Source organism: Staphylococcus sp. GDY8P196P, from assembly GCF_017891705.1.
In the GTDB taxonomy this organism is placed as follows: domain Bacteria; phylum Bacillota; class Bacilli; order Staphylococcales; family Staphylococcaceae; genus Staphylococcus; species Staphylococcus ureilyticus.
Genome location: NZ_JAESJS010000021.1, coordinates 83761 through 104403 on the forward strand (window position 1 = coordinate 83761; position 20643 = coordinate 104403).

Here is a 20643-nt window from a genome sequence, read left to right on the forward strand (position 1 = left end):
GGTAATTTCAATGGCAGTAGTTGAACTAACAGAAGCGGCAGCATACGAAGTTAAAGATATGATGGAACAGAATGATATGCCAGATGGCTTTTTGAAAATCAAAGTTAATGGTGGCGGTTGCACAGGATTAACGTATGGTATGTCTGCAGAAGCTGAACCTAGTGAAAATGATGAAATATTTGAATTTCACGGTGTCAAAGTGCTAGTTGATAAATATGATATACCAGTATTGGAAGGTACAAAAATTGATTTCAAACAATCGTTAATGGGCGGTGGCTTCCAAATAGACAATCCAAACGCAATTGCATCTTGTGGTTGTGGAAGTTCATTCAGAACTGCAAAAGTTTCTGGTTCACCAGAAGATTGTTAAAAATTTTAAACCGAGTGTTTATGGACTATAGTTCGACTAAATGTGGTTAGAACTATAGTCTTTTATCTGTTTATGTGAAAAAATAAACAATATATGCGTTTCGGCTTGAAAATAAACTATAAAAACTATAAAATTAGTGTTGGATGAAAAATGTCTTTTTTGTGAATTTCTATGTAAATCAGTAAATTATAAAAAGACGATCGCAACAAAAAAATTATGAAAGCTTAGGTGAATGAAATGGCTCAAGAACGTAAAAAAGTTTTAGTTTTAGGCGCTGGTTACGCTGGGTTACAAACTATTACCAAATTACAAAAGCAACTTTCAGCTGATGAAGCTGAAATTACATTAATCAATAAGAATGATTATCACTATGAAGCAACTTGGTTACATGAAGCTTCAGCTGGAACAATTAGTTATGAAGATGTTTTATATCCAGTTGAAAGCGTAATCAATAAGAATAAAGTAAACTTCATTAAAGCAGAAGTTACAAAAATTGATCGCAATGCTAAAAAAGTAGAAACTGATGCAGGAATCTTTGATTTTGATATTTTAGTTGTTGCTTTAGGTTTCGAAAGTGAAACATTTGGTATTAAAGGTATGAAAGATCATGCTTTCCAAATCGAAAATATTTTAACTGCACGTAAATTAGCGCGCCATATTGAAGACAAATTTGCTAACTACGCTGCTTCTAAAAATAAAGATGATAAAGATTTAGCTATTATCGTTGGTGGTGCAGGCTTTACAGGTGTTGAATTCTTAGGTGAATTAACTGACCGTATCCCTGAGTTATGTAACAAATATGGTGTAGATCAAACAAAAGTTAAAATTACTTGTGTAGAAGCTGCTCCAAAAATGTTACCTCAATTCTCTGATGAATTAGTAAACCATGCAGTTAGTTATTTAGAAAGTAAAGGTGTTGAATTTAAAATTGCTACACCGATTGTTGCTGCAAATGAAAAAGGTTTCGTAGTTAAAGTTAATGATGAAGAACAACAATTAGAAGCAAATACAGTTGTATGGGCAGCAGGTGTTCGTGGTAGTAAGTTAATGGAAGAATCATTCGAAGGCGTTAAACGTGGCCGTATCGTTACAAATCAAGATTTAACAATCGATGGTTATAATGATATTTTTGTAATAGGTGATTGTTCTGCATTTATTCCAGCTGGTGAAGAACGCCCATTACCTACTACAGCACAAATTGCAATGCAAGAAGGCGAGCACACTGCTAAGAACATTAAAAATATTTTAGAAGGTCAACCTACTCAAGAGTTTGAATATGTTGATCGCGGTACAGTATGTTCTTTAGGTGCTAACGATGGCGTTGGTGTTGTTTATGGTAAAGATATCCAAGGTAAAAAAGCTGCATTTATGAAAAAAGTAATCGATACACGTGCAGTATTCAAACTTGGTGGTATTGGTTTAGCATTTAAAAAAGGTAAATTTTAATAACTGATAACCAATAGATATGTATCTATTGACCATAAATATTGAGGCTGAGACATAAATTGTCTCAGCCTCAAATTTTATATATAGTATGATATAATCTATCATTTTTATAATGATCCGACATTAAAATGATAGAATGTGACAGAATAAATTGAAATGAGGGATGTTTGATGAAAACAGTTATAAATAACACTTCTAAGATTGAACAAGAAACAATTATTGTAGGTGTGCCTGAACATTTAAATCAATTAGAGTCGATACAAATTGCTGGAAATGACATAAAAGACTTATTATCCCCTTTAAAAGAACATCATATTTTCAGCACCAATGTTGGAGCGATTTCGAGTACATTTTTTAAAGTAGATGAGAAGGCACATAAACTGATTACTGTGGGCTTAGGAAATACTAAAACATTAGGATATAATGATTATTTAAAAATCTTCGGAAATTTATTTCAAACTTTAAATAGCAAAAGGATAACTAAAGCATCATTGTTGTTTAACACGTTTAAATCTCAAAAAGTAGAAACGGAATTAATAGCAGAAATTCTTGGTAAACAAAGTAAACAATCTATCTATCATTTTGATGGTTATAAAACTAATAAATCAGCGCCTTATCAATTAACAATAGAGATTCACACAGAAGAAGATCACATTGTCGAGTTTATTGAACGAGGAGAGGCTATTGCAACTGCTGTTAATTTAGCACGTGATTATAGTAATATACCACCTAACATATTGACACCAGCTTATTATGCAGAATTGATACAAAATCAATTTAATGACACTAGCGTATCAGTTGATATCAAAGATAATAAAACTTTACAAAAAGAAGGTTTTGGGTTAATTCATGCAGTTGGTAAAGGTTCTAAAAATGGTCCACGCGTAATAACGTTGACTTATAATGGTGGAAAACCAGGAGAAAATCCTATTGCACTCGTAGGTAAAGGCATTACGTATGATTCAGGTGGCTATTCAATCAAATCAAAAACAGGTATGCAGACCATGAAATTTGATATGTGTGGCTCAGCAAATGTAATAGGAATGATCGAAGCTGCTCGTCAATTAGCACTGCCACTAAATATTGTTGGAATTATTGCCGCTGCCGAAAATATGGTGAATGACGAAGCAATGAAACCAGATGATGTTTACACAGCACTTAGCGGAGAATCAGTAGAGGTATTAAATACTGATGCAGAGGGGCGCCTTGTTTTAGGTGACGCTGTATTTTATGCAAATCAATTTCAGCCAAGTATAATATTAGATTTTGCAACGTTAACTGGCGCTGCTGTAGCTGCGTTAGGTGAAGATAAAGCTGCCGTTTTTAATCAAAATGCTGACACTACGTTAAAATCTATTCTACAACAAGCACAAATGATGGATGAAAAAGTCTTTGAATTACCGATTACTGACACAGAACAAGCACTGATAAGAAAAAGTGAAGTGGCTGATTTAGTTAACCATACCAATGGTCAAGGTAAAGCATTGTTTGCAGCAACATTTATCAATCATTTTGCAGGTAATACACCACATTTACATTTTGATATCGCAGGGCCTGCTACTACGAATAAATCAAGTTATAAAGGGCCTGTGGGACCTACAGGTTATCTAATATCAACAATCGTACAATGGTTAAGCGTACTATAGGTGTAACAATATTATCATTAAAAACAAAAACTTCAAGTTAATTTTAGTAGATTAACTTGAAGTTTTTTTAACCTTATATCACAAGGTTGGCAGGTTAATGATTCATGTTTCATCTAAATATCAAGATAGGATTGACAATTTGATAAGCAATTGTTATTATAAATCTCGTGATACTTTAGTTCGATAACGTAATAAAGGAGTTGTGCTTTTGTGATAAATGCAGTTGTTATAGCAGTGGTACTGATGATTGTACTCTGTTTATGTAGATTAAATGTTGTTATAAGCTTATTTATCAGTGCACTAGTTGGTGGCTTAATCGCAGGTATGAGCGTCACAGACATTGTATCTGTATTTGGTAAAAATATTGTTGATGGCGCAGAAGTGGCATTGAGCTATGCTTTACTAGGCGGGTTTGCTGCGTTGATTTCTTATAGTGGTATTACTGACTATTTAGTAAATAAAATTATCAATGCTATTCACGCGGAAAACAGTAAAATGTCACGTATTAAAGTTAAAGTGATTATTATCGGTGCCCTCTTAATTATGAGTGTAATGAGCCAAAACTTAATACCTGTACATATTGCATTTATCCCAATTGTGATACCACCATTAATAAGTTTGTTCAATGAACTTAATATAGATAGAAGACAAATTGCTATTATCATTGGCTTTGGTTTATGTTGGCCATACGTATTATTGCCATATGGTTTCGGTCAGATTTTCCATCAAATCATTCAAAGCGGATTTTCTAAAGCAGATCATCCAATTGAAATGGGCATGATATGGAAAGCGATGCTGATTCCTTCATTAGGCTATATTGTTGGCTTAATTGCAGGTATTTATTATTATAGAAAACCTAGAAAATATTCTGAACATAAAGATATTAAAGATATGAGTGAAATTGAAATTAGACCATATGTCCTCATAGTAACCATTATTTCTATTATTGCTACGTTTTTAGTACAAATGTTCACTGATTCTATGATATTTGGGGCTTTAGCTGGTGTGCTTGTATTCTTCATCTCACGTGCATACAAGTGGACTGAGTTAGACCAAAAATTTGTAGATGGTATTAAAATTATGTCATTTATAGGTGTCGTAATCTTATCAGCAAATGGATTTGCAGGTGTAATGAATGAAACAGGAGATATCGGTAATTTAGTAAGTGGGCTTAGCGATGTTATTGGTGAGAATAAATTATTTAGTATTATTGTCATGTACATTATTGGTTTGGTCGTAACATTAGGTATCGGTTCATCATTTGCTACAATACCTATTATTGCAACGTTATTTGTGCCATTAGGTGAATCTTTAGGATTAAGTACTATGGCATTGATTGCGTTGATAGGAACAGCAAGTGCATTAGGTGATTCAGGATCACCTGCAAGTGATTCAACATTAGGGCCTACGGCAGGTTTAGATGTTGATGGTCAACATGATCACATTCGTGATACATGTATTCCAAACTTTGTTTTCTATAACATTCCTCTAATTATTTTTGGAACAATAGCGGCTATGATATTATAAATCTAAGAATAAAAAAAGAGGTGTCTTAAATGGCAAATATGCTTGATGCTTTAAAGATAAAGGTAGAGCTACAAGAACATGGACTTATGGTTATGTCCATGCCAGTAACAGATGAAGTGAAACAACCATTTGGCTTTTTACATGGTGGGGCGAGTTTAGCGCTCGGAGAAACAGCATGCTCTATGGGGGCTGCTGAAATCATTGACACAGAGCATTACATTCCCCTAGGTTTAGAAATGAATGCGAATCATATAGGTTCGACAACCGAAGGGACAATATTTGCGACTGCTACAATCATACATGAAGGTAGTACGACTCAAGTTTGGAACATAGATATCAGAGACCAAAATGATAGATTGATTTGTGTAATGAGAGGAACCGTTGCTATAAAACCACGTAAACGGCAATGAGAAATTAAAGTATTAGATTGGTGATTTTAATCTTAATGATTAGCGTGTATTCAAGCTAATTATTATTACATGTAAACTATATATGAGCTTGGGATAAAAACCTAGAAAAATAGCACGCAGATGATTTAATTAATGCATCTGCGTGCTTCTTTGTTATTCAATATTTCGTATGGTTGTCTCGCTTTCTTAGGAAACAGCTTCAGATTGCCTTGTTTCCTCAATCGACACGCCAAAATACAATGTATTCATATGTCATTTCACATTAAAATACTTTAAAAACAAGGTCTTATATTAACCAAAATGATGTTAATAATTATTCTACATGCATACACCCAATCTGTATACACTGGTCGTAAAATAGAAAAAATGCTTAATAATCGTATCTAAATGATGTAGCTCTCACAAAATCAAACACCTTTTTATAAAACAATGAATCGTTTTAAAGTAAATCTTAAAGTAGATGTCTTATTAGTATCTTTATTTCTTGGTATTAATGGTATTTAATATGAGCAAATTAGCAACTCAATGAGTTAATTATTATTTCAATTGAAATTGGCTTTTCACTTGTCCAAGCACTTTATGTCCCAGATCCTTTTAAATATGTTTATTTGTTGTTAAATATATCTTATGTTCAATACGTTTTTTTGATAATGCAGCAGTTGCAATTTTTGCTGCTGCTTCACGGCCACCCATGATGTTGCGAGCAAAGGGACCGAGTTCTAAATCTGCTAGACCACCTGTGACGAATAAATTCGGTAACCATTCTAAATGAGATGAAATAGAAGGCAGTCCCGCATCTGACACAGGTGCATTAAAATTTTTAACGAGCTGCTTGATAATTGGTTGTTGCATAAGTGTATCTTCGAAACCTGTGGCTAATACTACGCTATCATAGAACATACAATATTGTTCTGTACAAATATGATGATGATGTATATCTTTTAATTCATTGATATGCATTATTAATTTACCTTGCTTCATGTGTTTTTTGAGCCTCAATGCTAATTCTTTAGGCATAGAACCTTTATGGCGCTCTTTTTGAATGATTTTCAGTTTGGTTTTTGAGTCAGTTAATGCACTAAAGTTTGACATTTTTTTGGGACCTAACCAACCTGGATCTGCGTCGAAGTCATGTACGTCAATGACTTTATTTGTCCAAAGATGAATGACTGATTGCGGTTGATGTTGTAGTAATTTTAAAGTGACATGTGCTGCAGAAATCCCACTTCCAACGACATGAGAAGTTTGTTTATGTAAATTTAATTGTGAATCAAAAATATGATATACATCTGGTGTATGTTTAAAGTTATGTGGAATATAGGGTACGTGATTACAACCTGTTGCAATCACCAAGTAATCTGATGTAATCCAATTGTGTTGTGATAATTGTACATGCCATTGTTTTTGGTTGAAGCTGATTTTATTAGCAAAACCGACAATATGGTTCTTGTTCAAATTGAATTTATGTAATAGATGGTGAATATGGTCTATAAATAACGCTCGATTTGGTCTTTTATACGGTCCATAACTGGCATTAATATATTGATGACATTTAGCAAATTGATTTAAATGAAAGGGATTAGGATGTATATGGTGGACACACGGCGAACGTAAATAAGGCATTTGAATGCGTTGAGTATAATCCTCGAATTGCTCGCATAAACTTTGATGTGGATCAATAATTGTTAGTTCGTGGTCTTTGATACCTATGGATTTTAATTTTATTGCAATTGTAACTGCTTGGATACCGCCACCGATTATGGTCCAAGTAGACATATTTTCAGCTCCTTTTAAAACGTAATAATTACGATTTAATATATCATCACACACCGAATTTAGCAATCATTAATTTTATAAAATAAAAAACGCATCCCAGTTAATTGGAATGCGTAAGTTAATGACTTTACAATTTTGTATCTTTTAGGTCTTTTTGTATATCATCACGTTTTGTTCTTTTGGAAGCGGGTGTTCTCAAATTATATGCGGATTTAATAATAAGGTGACTTGCTAGTGGACCTGTTATCAGAATAAATAATATTCCAATAAGTAATTGCATATTTACGTAACCTTCACGCCCGATGAAATATAAGAAAACACCACTTATAAGTAACATTGCTCCCAATGTAGCGGCTTTACCAGCAGCATGTGCGCGCGCATATACGTCATCTAAACGCAAGAGGCCAATCGCAGCTAGTGCACTTATGAGTGAGCCGAGGATAACTAAGATAAGTGCTATGCTAATGATGATCGTTGTTATCATGTTCAATCACCTTACCTTTATCCATATATTTTGCAAACACTGCGGTTCCTAAAAATGCTAAAATACCAATTAACAAAATAGCAACCATCATATATTTAGTACCTAAGAAAATACTAAATAGTGCTACAATCGCCATTAGTTGGATACCCATTGCGTCGAGTGCCACAACCCTATCCGCAAGAGAAGGGCCGATAATGACACGAACAAGCATACCAAACATTGACAATGTTACGATAACTAATGCCACGATTAATATTACGTTGTAGTTCATTAATATTCGCCTACCTCTCTTACCACTTTTTCAAGTGATGATTTAATACTTTCTATTTCTTCTTCCTTAGTACTAAAATCAATACTGTGAATGTATATTTTTGTGCGATCATCACTAATGCCTAGAACAATTGTGCCTGGTGTCAGGGTAATCAAATTTGATAACAACACAATTTGCCAATCTTTTTTTAAATCGGTCGGATAAGTAAAAAAGGCGGGTTCGTTGTTTATTTTAGGCTTAGTTACAATTCTAATAACATCAATATTTGCTTTAATCAATTCTACTAAAAACACGATAAATAATTTAATGATTTTATAAATAGTAATAATATAAAATCTACCGGGTAAGATACCGCGCATTAGGAATACTAATAAAAGACCAAAGATATAACCTAAAAGGAAATTATTAAATGTATAACTGCCGGTAACGAATAGCCAAAACACAGATAAAATTAAATTTACTAATATTTGAATTGCCATACTATTTACCCCCCAATACGCTGTCTATATATACACTAGGATTATAGAATGTTTCAGCAGCATCTTTTATGATTGGTTGTAAAAAGTCAGCGGATAGGCCAAATATTACTGATATGGCAACTGCAAAAATAGCTACTGTTAAGATACCTTTGTACTGCAGTTTAGGATTGACTTCATAACCTTCAGATTCACCGAAGAATCCTTTTAAGAAAATACGAATAACAGAGTAAAGTACGACTAAACTAGATAGTAATATGATTATACCGCTTAAATAAAATCCTTTTTCGAAAGTAGCTTGAACGATATAGTATTTACCATAAAAACCACTTAACGGCGGAATACCAGCTAAACTTAAAGCAGCGATAAAGAAAGACCAACCTAATACAGGATAATGTTTGATTAAGCCACCATATTTGCGTAAATCGTGTGTTTTGGTGATTTTATACATCACACCAATTAAGAAAAATAGTGCAGCTTTTATCAACATATCGTGTAAAGTATAATAAATTGCGCCCATCATGCCAGCCTGATTCATCATTGCTACGCCTACTAAAATGACACCAACAGCAATCATAATATTATAAATGATAATTTTTTTAGTATCAAAGTAGCTTACTGCACCCACACAACCAAAAATAATTGTAAGTAAGGCTAAGAATAGAATGGTGTACAGCGAAAAATTAGAGGAATCGCCAAAGAAAAGGCTTGCTGTTCTAGCTATTGCGTAAACCCCAACTTTTGTTAATAATGCACCAAAGAAAGCGATAATTGCTATAGGTGGCGCATAATAAGCTCCTGGTAGCCAGATATACATTGGAAACACACCAGCTTTTGTAGCAAAAACAAAGATGAACATAATAAATATAATACTGATAATTCCTTTGTCTTGTGTTGATAGTTGGCTTAATTTTTCACTGATATCTGCTAAATTCAATGTACCGACGACAGAATAAAGCATTGCAACGGCTATAACAAAGAAAGCAGAAGATGTCACATTCACAAGCACATATTTTATCGTTTCACTCAATTGAACTTGTGTGCCACCAATAACTAATAAAATATAAGATGCCATTAAAAATACTTCAAAGAATACGAAAAGGTTGAAAATATCACCAGTTATAAATGAGCCTATAACACCTGTGAGCATAAACATTATGGCAAAATAATAATAATATGTTTCACGTTCGATACCTACTGATTGATATGAATATAAGATAATCAACATTGTTACAATTAAACTTGTAATCACAAGTAAGATACTAAAAATATCTGTAACAAAAACAATACTATAAGGTGCATCCCATGAACCAAGCTCGAGTTTTATAGGTCCATCTCTGAGAACATTCTTTAGATTTATAAAAGCAAAAATTAATGTAACTGCAGTACCTGTTAGTGCAACGTAGCGTTTAATTTTAGGGCGTTTACCAATAAAAATTAATGCAATAATTGTTAACATTGGTATGACAAGTAATGAAATAATAAGATTACTCTCTATCATTATCTAGCACCCCTTTCATGCTTTCTACGTTGTCTGTACCTAGTTCTTTATAGCTTCTAAAAGCCAATACTAAGAAAAAGGCTGTTACTGAAAATGAAATTACAATTGCTGTTAATATGAGTGCTTGTGGAATTGGATCCACATATGAAGTAAACCCTTTTTCATAAATAGGGACTTCACCTTTTTTAAGACCACCCATCGTTATTAAAAATAAATTAGCTGTATGTGTTTGTAATGTAGTCCCAATAATGATGCGTATCAAACTTTTAGAAAGAATGAGATAGACGCTCATTGCAGTGAGAATACCACAAACAAAAATCATCACTATTTCCATTACTCATTCTCTCCAATCGCTAATATTATAGTCATTATTGTGCCAACAACCGCACATAAAACACCTAAATCAAAAAATGTGGCAGTGTGCATTTCTATAGGTTTTAAAATACCTAATGGAATTTCAAAAGGTGTATGCGTAAAGAAGTTTTTATTGTATAGCCAACTCGCCATCGGTGTAGCTAAACAAAAGAACAACCCGATACCAATGAGTTTTTTGAAGTCCCATGGGTATATTTTACGCATCGTTTTAATATCATAAGCAACAGCTACAATCACAAGTGAACTTGATAGTAGTAAGCCACCGACGAAACCGCCACCAGGTGTATAATGTCCTGTTAGAAATAGGTGTAAACCAAACATAACGATTAAGAAGAAAATCACAATGGCAGAGTATTGGAATATTAAATTATTTTTCTGTCTTTTCAATGTGAGTTCCTCCTTCATCATTTGGTTTATTTTTATAACGAAGTTTAATCATTGTGTAAACACCTAATCCAGCAATACCTAATACTGAAGATTCGAATAAAGTATCCGTACCACGGAAATCAACTAGGATAACGTTGACCATGTTTGTACCATGAGCTAAATCATATACATGCGCTTTATAAAATTCTCCAATTGAGCCAAAGTGTCTATTTCCGTATGTGATTAAACCTAATACTGTTACAACAGTACCAGCACCGATGGCAATCAAAATATTCAGCCACTTATATGAAGTGGACTCGTTATGTCGATTTAGATTTGGTAAGTGATAGAAACATAATAAGAACAATGCAGTAGAAATAGATTCTACAACAAATTGCGTCAGCGCTAAGTCTGGCGCACCAAAGAAAATAAAGAAGATTGCTACTGCATAACCTACTGCACTTGCCATGATAATACTGAATAGACGTGAGCGAGCAAAAATAATCATTGAAGCTGCCGTAATAATAATGACTACGATGATCAATTCGAATGGTCTGATTTCACTAACATCTTTAAAGTTAACACTGAATGGTGTTACTAATAATGTCACAAGTGTAATTACGATTAAAGACGCAAAAATGATTAATAAGTTATTACGTGTAAATCCAGTAACATAAGTGTTGGTAAATTGACTAGAATAGCCTGGGAATACCGTTCCAACTTTATCATACCAATAATTGATTGTTAGTTTTGTAGGTTGTGCTTTTAATAAACTAATCCAATAACCAAAGCTAAATATTAACAATATACCAGCTACATAAATGCCCAATGTGGAGAAAAAGGCTGGTGTAAATCCATGGAACATATGAAACTCAGCTGTTGCATTTGTATTATTACTGATTGCGTTGACAGCTGGTTCAATAATCGTACCTGTCAATATTGAAGGGAAGAACCCAAAAACAATGACGAGTAGTGCTAAAATACCTGGAGAGATTAGCATTAATTTTGAAACTTCATGAGCTGATTTTGGTAAATTATCTGGTTTATAACTACCTAAGAATATTTGACCAATAAATCTAACTGCATAAACAAAAGTGAATACGCTACCCAAAATGGCTACGATAGGTATGAGTATGCCAATACTATTTAAACTGAAGATATTAGCATGTGTAACTTCAATCATACTTTCAAGAAATTTCTCTTTAGATAAGAAACCATTAAACGGTGGAATACCCGCCATACTCAATGATGTAATTAATGTAATCGTAAAAGAAATTGGCATGATTGTTACTAAGCCACCCAATTTATTGACATCACGTGTTCCTGTACTGTGATCAACAGCACCAGTTACCATAAATAATGCACCTTTAAATGTAGCGTGATTTATAAGGTGAAACACAGCCGCTGTAAACGCAGCAACATAAATTTGACTATCTGCACCTTCGAAATGATAACTTACTGCCCCGATACCTAACATTGACATAATCATGCCTAATTGTGAGACAGTTGAAAAAGCTAAAATGCCTTTTAAATCTTGTTGTTTTGTGGCATTCAAAGATGCCCAGAACAGCGTGATTAAGCCGACTGCAGTAATCGTCCAAATCCAACCTTGAGAAAGTGCGAATATTGGTGTCATACGAGCAACTAAGTAAAGACCAGCTTTAACCATCGTTGCAGAATGCAAGTAAGCACTAACGGGTGTCGGTGCTTCCATAGCATCCGGTAACCAAACGTAAAATGGAAACTGAGCTGATTTAGTCATTGCTCCAATGATTACAAAAATCATAGACAATATAAAGTAAGGGCTTGTCTGAATTTCAGACGCATGATTGATGAGCGTTTGAATACTGGTAGAATTACCTGCAAGTGATAGTAAAATAAGGCCACCTAGCAGAGAAAGACCGCCCAAAACAGTTATGAGCATTGATTTTTGTGCACCATAAATAGATGCTTGTTTTGTTCTCCAAAATGAAATGAGTAGAAAACTTGAAAATGAAGTTAGCTCCCAAAACAGATATAAGATAATGATATTATCTGATAATACGACCCCTAACATGGCACCCATAAAAAGCAAAAGGTAACAATAAAAATGACCCAATTGCTCTTGTCGACTTAAATAACTAATGGAATATAATACAACCAAGCTTCCGATACCAGTTATTAATAAACTGAATAATAAGCCTAAGCCGTCAACGTATAAATCGAAATTCATGCCAAAGTGAGGCATCCAATTTGCTTTATGTACTACGTTTTCACCTGACATTGTTGTCGAAATGATTGATATAAAATATATAAATAAGACGACGGGGATAGGTAACACAAACCATCCTAAATGTATCTGCTTTTGTACGCGATATACAATTGGAATAATGAGTGCAAATATTAACGGTAATAACACCGCTATATGTATCAAACTCATTATTTTATCCTCCTTTTAAAAATAGTATAAGGTCATTATACATGAATAAGACTATTCTGAAAAACCACGCTAACCCTTGTGGAGCTTTAATTTTAAGTTTGTTTTAAATAAGAAGAAACACGGTATTTTTATTCAAAATTTTGTTTGTATTGAATTGAATAATCTTTTTTTAATTGTGCTAAATTAGCAAGTGAGTATTGTGCAAATTCGGTATTTTCTTCTTTTAATTTGTTTTCTAAATTCGTAATGGCAAATTGTAAAGATTGTATATAATCCAGTTCTTCTACATTAAAAGGTCTAAGTTTGGATTTTGAAGTATAGCGCTTTTCAAATTGACTTAAAGCTTTGCGTTCGTGAAAAAAGACATTGTTCGTTTCGTTTGGGTGATGTAAGTCTCCTTGTTTTGGATGTTTAATGACCTGTTCAATTTGAACAAGTACTTGATTGTCATCTTCTTCTATAATAGATACACCATAACTTCCAGTTTTATGTGCAAAACGATATAACATAATTCAATACACTCCTCATTTTATGTTAGAATACATATATCATCTTAACATGAAATGGAGAATAAAAATGTCGAACTATCCTCAGTTAAATTCAGAAGTAAACGAAAATGAAATAAAAATGGTTATGCATACAAATAAGGGTGATATGACTTTCAAATTATTGCCTGATATTGCGCCTAAAACTGTAGAAAACTTTGTTACACATGCAAAAAATGGCTACTATGATGGCATTTCTTTTCATCGAGTAATCAATGACTTCATGGTACAAGGAGGCGACCCAACAGCAACTGGTATGGGCGGTGAAAGTATTTATGGAGGTCCGTTTGAAGATGAGTTTTCACTAGAAGCATTCAACTTATATGGTGCTTTATCGATGGCAAATTCTGGACCGAATACGAACGGTTCACAATTCTTTATTGTTCAAATGAAAGAAGTACCAGAATCTATGCTTAGCCAACTCGTAGATGGTGGTTGGCCAGAACCGATTGTGAAAGCTTATGGTGAAAAGGGTGGTACACCTTGGTTAGATCAAAAGCATACTGTTTTTGGTCAATTATTAGAAGGTGAATCTACATTAGAAGATATTGCGGCTACTAAGGTAGGACCACAGGATAAACCTTTACATGATATCACGATTGATTCAATAGATATTATTGAAAAATAAGGTAAAATAAAGTTTGAAAGATGGTAAACTCTAGTAAGCATTTAACCATTTTTAAATTGTTTTTAAATACCTGTTATATTAAAAATAAAAAATGTTTAAGAGGTTGAGACAAATTCATTGTTTCAGCCTCTTATTTTATTTTGACAATTTTAGTTATCTCCATTGGAGCGTGATGGTGTAATATATTCAATTAAATACCATTATAAGTAAAAACCTAAGAATTTTTATTTTGAAAGCATTGATGCAAGTATCAGTTCTTGGGAATGGTTTAAAAGCCTTTGTATAATGAGATATAAGAGAAATTCAATCCGTGGTTGTGTAGCTTGATTTTTGATAAATCGTGAAATTTTTCTAGGTAATATTAGTACCATTGAATGATTTATGCTATTATGAACATGTTAAGTAAAACGAATTAAGGGGTTATCACGTTGAATAATCACTATAAAGTAGGTCAACATATCAAAGTTCGTGTGACTGGAATTCAACCGTATGGCGCTTTTGTAGAAACCCCTGACAATACTGAAGGATTAATCCATATTTCTGAAATTATGGATGATTACGTCCATAATTTAAAAAAGTTTTTATCAGAAGGACAAATTGTAAAAGCGAAAGTCATTTCAATTGATAAAGAAGGAAAGTTAAATCTTTCTTTAAAAGATAACGACTATTTTAAAAATTATGAACGTAAAAAAGAAAAGCAATCAGTATTAGATGAAATTAAAGAAACCGAAAAATATGGGTTTCAAACAATTAAAGAACGCTTACCGGTTTGGATTAAACAGTCCAAAAACGCGATAAAAGATGAACAGTCATCTTTTAAAAAACACTAACATCTTATTTTAAGATGTTAGTGTTTTTTATTTATAAGCTAAAATTTATTGGAAGAGTAGCTATATAAAATTATATGCGTGAGCATATAATTTTATATTTAAAACTAATGAAGTTAGAATTAAAAACACTTAAAGTGATTATGTAATGACATTTAAGTATTTTGTATTTTAGGAGGATTTAATTTAATGGATAAAAAATTTCAACCGTTATTTGAAAAATTAAAATTACCAAATCAAGTTGTTTTAGACAATCGATTTGTACTAGCACCTTTAACACATGTTTCATCTAATGACGATGGCACAATTTCTAATGAAGAGGTTGTGTATATGGAACAGCGTTCAAAAGATGTTGGTTTAGCAATTTCAGCTGCAAGCAATGTAACAGATTTAGGTAAAGCTTTTCCTGGACAACCTTCAGTAGCACATGACTCTAATATAGAAGGTCTAAAACGTTTGGCAAAAGCTATGAAAAAAAATGGTGCAAAAGCGGTTGTTCAAATACATCATGGTGGCGCGCAATCTTTACCTAATTTAACACCTAATGGGGATGTTGCGGCGCCAAGCCCGATATCATTAAAGAGTTTTGGTGAACAAGAAGCACATGATGCACGTGAAATTACAAAAGAGGAAATTGAATCAACAATAAAAGCTTTCGGTGAAGCAACTAGAAGAGTCATTGAAGCTGGATTCGATGGTGTTGAAATTCACGGTGCAAACCATTACTTAATCCATCAATTTGTATCTCCATATTATAATCGTCGTAATGATGAGTGGGGACAAGACCGTTATAAATTTGCTACAAGCGTGGTAGATGAAGTGACAGATACTGTTAAGCAATACGGAAGTAAAGATTTTATCGTTGGCTATAGATTTTCTCCTGAAGAAGCTGAATCTCCAGGTATAAGCATGGAAATTACTAAAGAGTTGATTGAATTATTAGTAGAAAAACCTTTAGATTATTTACATGTATCGTTAATGGATATTCACTCACAAACGCGTGAAGGTCAATACAAAGGCAAAGAGCGTATTAAACTTATTTTAGAGTGGATGAATGGACGTATGCCACTCATAGGTATAGGATCTATTTTCACAGCTGAACAAGCTATTGAAGCAATTGAGTCAACTGGTGTAGAACTGGTCGCACTAGGACGTGAAATCTTGTTAGATCATAATTTTGTAAGTAAAATTAAAGATGGCAAAGAAGATGAAATTCTATCTCAATTTGATCCGCAAAGAGCAGATAAACATCACTTGCCACCAAAATTATGGGAACAATTTAATAAAGGTTTTTATCCATTGCCTAGAACTGATAATAAATAAAAGTTTTGAATGCGTAAATGCTAACTTTATTAACCCTATCTAACTGCCAAAGTGAGCACAAGTTATAAATATTTTACTAGCAAAAAAACGTCAATTTCTATTGAAAAAAATTATAGAAATTGACGTTTTTTGTTTGTATAAAATTTTAAATTATGAACACTAGAATTAGCATAAATCTTGTAATCTGGATTTAAATCAAGAAGAATTTTTAAATTTATAAAAATTGGCTTGTGTAAACGGTCGAGAATGTGTCATTATATTAATGTAAAGGCTTACATTTTGACGGTTATATTCTAAATTTAACGTTTAAAAGCTGTAATGTAAGTTCTGAATCGATGATTTTATAGTATTTTCGGAAAATAGTTTTCGTAAGTGAATAAATACGTTATGCTATGAATGAGTAATGCCAATAAATTATTATATAATTCATGCAAAGGGGAGATATTATGTCAAGATCTGAAGAAATCATTGAATTAACAAATCATTACGGTGCCCACAACTATGTGCCACTTCCAATTGTAATTTCAGAGGCTGAAGGTGTATGGGTTAAAGATCCTGAAGGAAATAAATATATGGATATGCTATCTGCTTATTCTGCAGTAAACCAAGGTCACAGACATCCTAAAATCATTCAGGCTTTAAAAGATCAAGCTGACAAAGTGACTTTAGTATCACGTGCGTTTCATAGTGATAACTTAGGGGCATGGTATGAAAAAATATGCAAGTTAGCCGGTAAAGATAAAGCCTTACCTATGAATACAGGTGCTGAAGCGGTTGAAACAGCACTAAAAGCAGCACGTCGTTGGGCTTATGATGTGAAAGATATTGCACCTGATAAAGCTGAAATTATTGCGTTCAATGGTAACTTCCATGGCCGAACAATGGCGCCAGTATCATTGTCATCTGAACCAGAATACCAACGAGGATACGGTCCATTATTAGATGGTTTCCGTAAAGTTGATTTTGGAAACATAGAAGCTGTTAAAGAAGCAATTAATGAAAATACTGCTGCTATTTTAATCGAACCTATTCAAGGAGAAGCAGGTATCAATGTTCCACCAGAAGGTTATTTAAAAGAAATTAGAGAATTATGTGATGAGCATAATGTATTATTTATTGCTGATGAAATTCAAGCTGGACTAGGGCGTTCAGGAAAATTATTTGCCACAGATTGGGATAATGTAAAACCAGATGTCTATATTTTAGGTAAAGCATTAGGTGGAGGTGTATTCCCAATTTCTGTTGTATTAGCTGACGAAGAAGTGTTGGGCGTATTTACACCTGGTTCTCACGGGTCAACGTTTGGTGGTAATCCATTAGCGTGTGCTGTATCGATTGCAGCGTTGGATGTATTAGTTGATGAAGATTTAGCAGGGCGTTCATTAGAGCTAGGTGAGTACTTTAAATCAGAATTAGAAAAAATAAATCACCCAGCGATTAAAGAAGTGCGTGGTCGTGGATTATTTATTGGTATAGAACTAAATGAAAATGCTAGACCTTATTGTGAAAAGTTAAAAGAAGAAGGATTATTATGTAAAGAAACACATGATACAGTAATTAGATTTGCACCACCTCTTATTATTTCCAAAGAAGAACTGGACTTTGCATTGGATAAAGTAAGAAATGTTTTTAAATAAAAATGTTCTGTAACTTAAGTTTTGAAAACCCTTTAAAAAGCAAAATCTTATGTTACAATTATCGTGAAAGCGAAATCATTAGTAACGAAAAAGAGGCGAAATGAATCATGACTGAGAATAATAATTTAGTTACTTCTACGCAACAAATTATTAAAGAAGCATTGCATAAATTGGGATTTGATGATGGGATGTATGATTTAGTAAAGGAACCATTAAGATTCCTTGAAGTCCGCATTCCTGTACGTATGGATGATGGTACGGTTCAAACATTTAAAGGTTATCGTGCTCAACATAATGATGCAGTTGGACCAACAAAAGGTGGGGTGCGTTTCCATCCAGACGTTGATGTCGAAGAAGTTAAAGCATTATCTATGTGGATGACATTAAAATGTGGTATCGTCGACTTGCCATATGGCGGCGGTAAAGGTGGTATCATCTGTGATCCTAGACAAATGAGTATACATGAAGTTGAACGTTTATCTCGTGGTTATGTACGTGCGATATCTCAATTTGTTGGACCTACAAAAGATATCCCAGCACCAGACGTATTTACTAACTCACAAATCATGGCTTGGATGATGGACGAGTATAGTTCGTTAGATAAATTTAATTCACCAGGGTTTATTACTGGTAAACCGATTGTATTAGGTGGATCACAAGGTAGAGACCGTTCTACTGCACTGGGAGTAGTTATTGCCATAGAACAAGCTGCTAAAAGAAGAGGTCTAGATTTGAAAGGTGCACGTATCGTTATTCAAGGATTTGGTAACGCAGGTAGTTTCTTATCTAAATTCCTTTATGATATGGGAGCAAAAATTGTGGGTATTTCAGATGCTTACGGTGCTTTACATGACCCAGACGGTCTTGACATTGATTATCTTTTAGATAGAAGAGATAGCTTTGGTACTGTAACAAATTTATTTGAAGAAACAATTTCTAATAAAGAATTGTTTGAACTTGATTGTGATATTCTTGTACCTGCAGCGATTGCTAATCAAATCACAGAAGACAATGCAAATGAAATTAAAGCTGATATTGTGGTTGAAGCGGCTAATGGCCCAACAACACCAGCTGGTACACGTATTTTAACTGAACGTGGTAAATTGCTCGTACCTGATGTATTAGCAAGTGCAGGTGGCGTAACAGTTTCTTACTTCGAATGGGTACAAAATAATCAAGGTTATTATTGGACAGAAGAAGAAGTAAATACAAAATTACGTGAAAAACTTATCACAGCTTTCGATACAATTTATGAGTTATCCCAAAATAGAAAAATTGATATGCGCTTAGCAGCTTATATTGTAGGTATTAAACGTACTGCTGAAGCTGCACGTTATCGTGGTTGGGCTTAATTAAATATTTAACTTTTAGAAAAAGAAGAAGTTCTTGAACCCAAGAACTTCTTCTTTTTTGTTATTTGTTTTTTTGTTCATTATCTAGAACGACTTGTTTATATAAATCAGGATAATTTGTAAAAACGCCGTCAACGCCATATCGATTTAAGCGGTGCATATCGGTTTCATTATTAACGGTGAAAGGATGTACCAGCAGACCAGCTCTTTTAAGGTTTTTAACATTTTGTTTAGTTAAGTCTGTATATTCAGGGCCGACACCGATTGCGTATTGACGCATTTGATTAAAATCTTGTTGAGTTAACGCGGGTAACTCACCTTTATCTAATAACCTTATTAATGGGACATTGCTATTTAAACGATGCAATTTACTTAAGCTTTCAGGTGAAAATGATTGTAATAAGACATGCCCTTGATTTAATGATTGCTCATTAAGCATATTGTGATTGTTTAGTGTTTTTAATACTGCTTCTTCCATCCCTGGATACACATCTGGTGATTTAGTTTCAATATAATAATTTGCATTCGGGCCATATCGTTCTAATATTTCATCTAATGTAGGAATTTCAGCACCTACATAATTTGAATTAGCATACTGAGGGTTTGTGGCATTAAATTTACTACCAGCATCTAATTGCTTTAATTCTTTTAGTGTATATGAATCAACTCTACCTGTACCGTTTGTAGTTCTATCAACTGTTTCATCATGCATGGCAACTAGATGACCATCTTTAGTCATCTGAAGATCGATTTCGATATATGATGCTCCCATTGCATTGTGACTTTTATCATATGAATAAAAAGTATGTTCTGGTGCATAACCACTGGCACCTCTATGAGCAATCGTTGCATATTTTTCACCTGTTAGATTTTGAGCTCTGTTTGGGTTGTGTGAGTTGTTACCTTGTTGCTTTGAGGGTGTGGCAGATGATTGTGTATTAATATTGTGGTTATTTTCACTTGCAGTTGCTATAGATGTCGTTCCAATCAAAGCTAGAGATAACGTTGCTAGACTCGTTGATAATGCTTTTTTTAAATTTTGCAAGAATGGGTCACTCCTCGATATGTATTTACATATCAACCCTACAAAATAAACGTTTGTTTGAGAATGACATTTACACGATTAAAATTTAAGATTTAAAAAGTTAATATTGTTATAACAATATATTAAACTAATTAAAATTTTTTCTAGCATATATAGAATGTATTAGTTTAATCACGTTAACTTCATATGTCTATATATAAGTTCAAACCAACAAAAAGC

20 protein-coding genes and 1 pseudogene are annotated in these 20643 nt (G+C 33.4%); 11 read left to right on the forward strand and 10 right to left on the reverse strand.

Features of this window, described 5'->3' with window-relative positions; genetic code table 11:
- The first annotated feature begins 10 nt into the window (after nucleotides 1–10).
- The 6 genes and pseudogenes from KA814_RS12040 to KA814_RS13710 all read left to right on the forward strand — a co-directional run.
- On the forward strand, nucleotides 11–370 hold the full coding sequence (locus KA814_RS12040) for a HesB/IscA family protein (RefSeq protein WP_046207522.1): 360 nt from the start codon (nucleotides 11–13) through the stop codon (nucleotides 368–370).
- Between the two features lie 237 nt (nucleotides 371–607).
- A complete protein-coding gene (locus KA814_RS12045; protein WP_046207523.1) occupies nucleotides 608–1816 on the forward strand; it encodes an NAD(P)/FAD-dependent oxidoreductase in 1209 nt (402 codons plus the stop codon).
- 170 nt (nucleotides 1817–1986) lie between these two features.
- Nucleotides 1987–3462 carry a M17 family metallopeptidase gene (locus KA814_RS12050; RefSeq protein WP_064209458.1) on the forward strand — a complete coding sequence of 492 codons (1476 nt, stop codon included), beginning with the start codon at nucleotides 1987–1989 and terminating at the stop codon, nucleotides 3460–3462.
- Between the two features lie 210 nt (nucleotides 3463–3672).
- Entirely contained in the window at nucleotides 3673–4989 is a 1317-nt protein-coding gene (locus KA814_RS12055; RefSeq protein WP_046207525.1) for a Na+/H+ antiporter family protein, read from the forward strand.
- 29 nt (nucleotides 4990–5018) lie between these two features.
- Nucleotides 5019–5399 carry a PaaI family thioesterase gene (locus KA814_RS12060; RefSeq protein ID WP_064209457.1) on the forward strand — a complete coding sequence of 127 codons (381 nt, stop codon included), beginning with the start codon at nucleotides 5019–5021 and terminating at the stop codon, nucleotides 5397–5399.
- Between the two features lie 297 nt (nucleotides 5400–5696).
- Nucleotides 5697–5885: pseudogene (locus KA814_RS13710) on the forward strand (transposase); the annotation flags it as partial.
- 108 nt (nucleotides 5886–5993) lie between these two features.
- Here KA814_RS13710 and KA814_RS12065 read toward each other — a convergent pair.
- The 9 genes from KA814_RS12065 to kapB form a co-directional block, all read right to left on the reverse strand.
- On the reverse strand, nucleotides 5994–7175 hold the full coding sequence (locus KA814_RS12065; RefSeq protein ID WP_064209456.1) for an NAD(P)-binding domain-containing protein: 1182 nt from the start codon (nucleotides 7173–7175) through the stop codon (nucleotides 5994–5996).
- Nucleotides 7176–7302: 127 nt separating this feature from the next.
- Nucleotides 7303–7659 (reverse strand): Na+/H+ antiporter subunit G1, encoded by a 357-nt coding sequence (locus tag KA814_RS12070; protein WP_064209455.1) that lies wholly within the window; start codon nucleotides 7657–7659, stop codon nucleotides 7303–7305.
- A complete protein-coding gene (locus KA814_RS12075) occupies nucleotides 7637–7930 on the reverse strand; it encodes a Na(+)/H(+) antiporter subunit F1 (RefSeq protein WP_046208018.1) in 294 nt (97 codons plus the stop codon). The genes KA814_RS12070 and KA814_RS12075 overlap by 23 nt, the downstream gene beginning before the upstream one ends.
- Complete coding sequence (locus KA814_RS12080) at nucleotides 7930–8409, reverse strand: Na+/H+ antiporter subunit E (protein WP_064209454.1); 480 nt, start codon at nucleotides 8407–8409, stop codon at nucleotides 7930–7932. The genes KA814_RS12075 and KA814_RS12080 overlap by 1 nt, the downstream gene beginning before the upstream one ends.
- A 1-nt stretch (nucleotide 8410) precedes the next feature.
- Nucleotides 8411–9907 (reverse strand): Na+/H+ antiporter subunit D, encoded by a 1497-nt coding sequence (locus tag KA814_RS12085; protein WP_064209453.1) that lies wholly within the window; start codon nucleotides 9905–9907, stop codon nucleotides 8411–8413.
- Entirely contained in the window at nucleotides 9894–10241 is a 348-nt protein-coding gene (mnhC1, locus tag KA814_RS12090) for a Na+/H+ antiporter Mnh1 subunit C (RefSeq protein WP_040030166.1), read from the reverse strand. Before mnhC1 ends, KA814_RS12085 begins: the two co-directional genes overlap by 14 nt.
- Nucleotides 10241–10669 (reverse strand): Na(+)/H(+) antiporter subunit B, encoded by a 429-nt coding sequence (locus KA814_RS12095; RefSeq protein WP_080760407.1) that lies wholly within the window; start codon nucleotides 10667–10669, stop codon nucleotides 10241–10243. The genes mnhC1 and KA814_RS12095 overlap by 1 nt, the downstream gene beginning before the upstream one ends.
- Entirely contained in the window at nucleotides 10650–13067 is a 2418-nt protein-coding gene (locus KA814_RS12100; RefSeq protein WP_210122762.1) for a Na+/H+ antiporter subunit A, read from the reverse strand. The genes KA814_RS12095 and KA814_RS12100 overlap by 20 nt, the downstream gene beginning before the upstream one ends.
- 128 nt (nucleotides 13068–13195) lie before the next feature.
- Entirely contained in the window at nucleotides 13196–13576 is a 381-nt protein-coding gene (gene kapB, locus KA814_RS12105; protein ID WP_064209451.1) for a sporulation phosphorelay system protein KapB, read from the reverse strand.
- A 67-nt stretch (nucleotides 13577–13643) separates the two neighbouring features.
- On the opposite strand from kapB, the gene KA814_RS12110 reads away from it, so the two are divergent.
- The 5 genes from KA814_RS12110 (at nucleotide 13644) to KA814_RS12130 (ending at nucleotide 19379) form a co-directional block, all read left to right on the forward strand.
- Nucleotides 13644–14240 carry a peptidylprolyl isomerase gene (locus KA814_RS12110; protein ID WP_064209450.1) on the forward strand — a complete coding sequence of 199 codons (597 nt, stop codon included), beginning with the start codon at nucleotides 13644–13646 and terminating at the stop codon, nucleotides 14238–14240.
- Nucleotides 14241–14668: 428 nt separating this feature from the next.
- Nucleotides 14669–15070, forward strand: coding sequence for a S1 domain-containing post-transcriptional regulator Ygs (gene ygs, locus KA814_RS12115; protein ID WP_046208025.1), 402 nt, complete (start codon nucleotides 14669–14671; stop codon nucleotides 15068–15070).
- A 186-nt stretch (nucleotides 15071–15256) separates the two neighbouring features.
- Nucleotides 15257–16390 carry an NADH-dependent flavin oxidoreductase gene (locus KA814_RS12120; protein ID WP_064209449.1) on the forward strand — a complete coding sequence of 378 codons (1134 nt, stop codon included), beginning with the start codon at nucleotides 15257–15259 and terminating at the stop codon, nucleotides 16388–16390.
- A gap of 446 nt (nucleotides 16391–16836) precedes the next feature.
- Nucleotides 16837–18027, forward strand: coding sequence for an ornithine--oxo-acid transaminase (locus KA814_RS12125; RefSeq protein WP_046208027.1), 1191 nt, complete (start codon nucleotides 16837–16839; stop codon nucleotides 18025–18027).
- A gap of 107 nt (nucleotides 18028–18134) precedes the next feature.
- The gene (locus KA814_RS12130; RefSeq protein ID WP_019469653.1) at nucleotides 18135–19379 is read left to right on the forward strand and encodes a Glu/Leu/Phe/Val family dehydrogenase; all 1245 of its coding nucleotides are present in this window, start codon (nucleotides 18135–18137) and stop codon (nucleotides 19377–19379) included.
- Between the two features lie 61 nt (nucleotides 19380–19440).
- On the opposite strand, the gene KA814_RS12135 is transcribed toward KA814_RS12130, so the two are convergent.
- A complete protein-coding gene (locus tag KA814_RS12135; RefSeq protein WP_064209448.1) occupies nucleotides 19441–20424 on the reverse strand; it encodes a glycerophosphodiester phosphodiesterase in 984 nt (327 codons plus the stop codon).
- Nucleotides 20425–20643 lie beyond the last annotated feature (219 nt).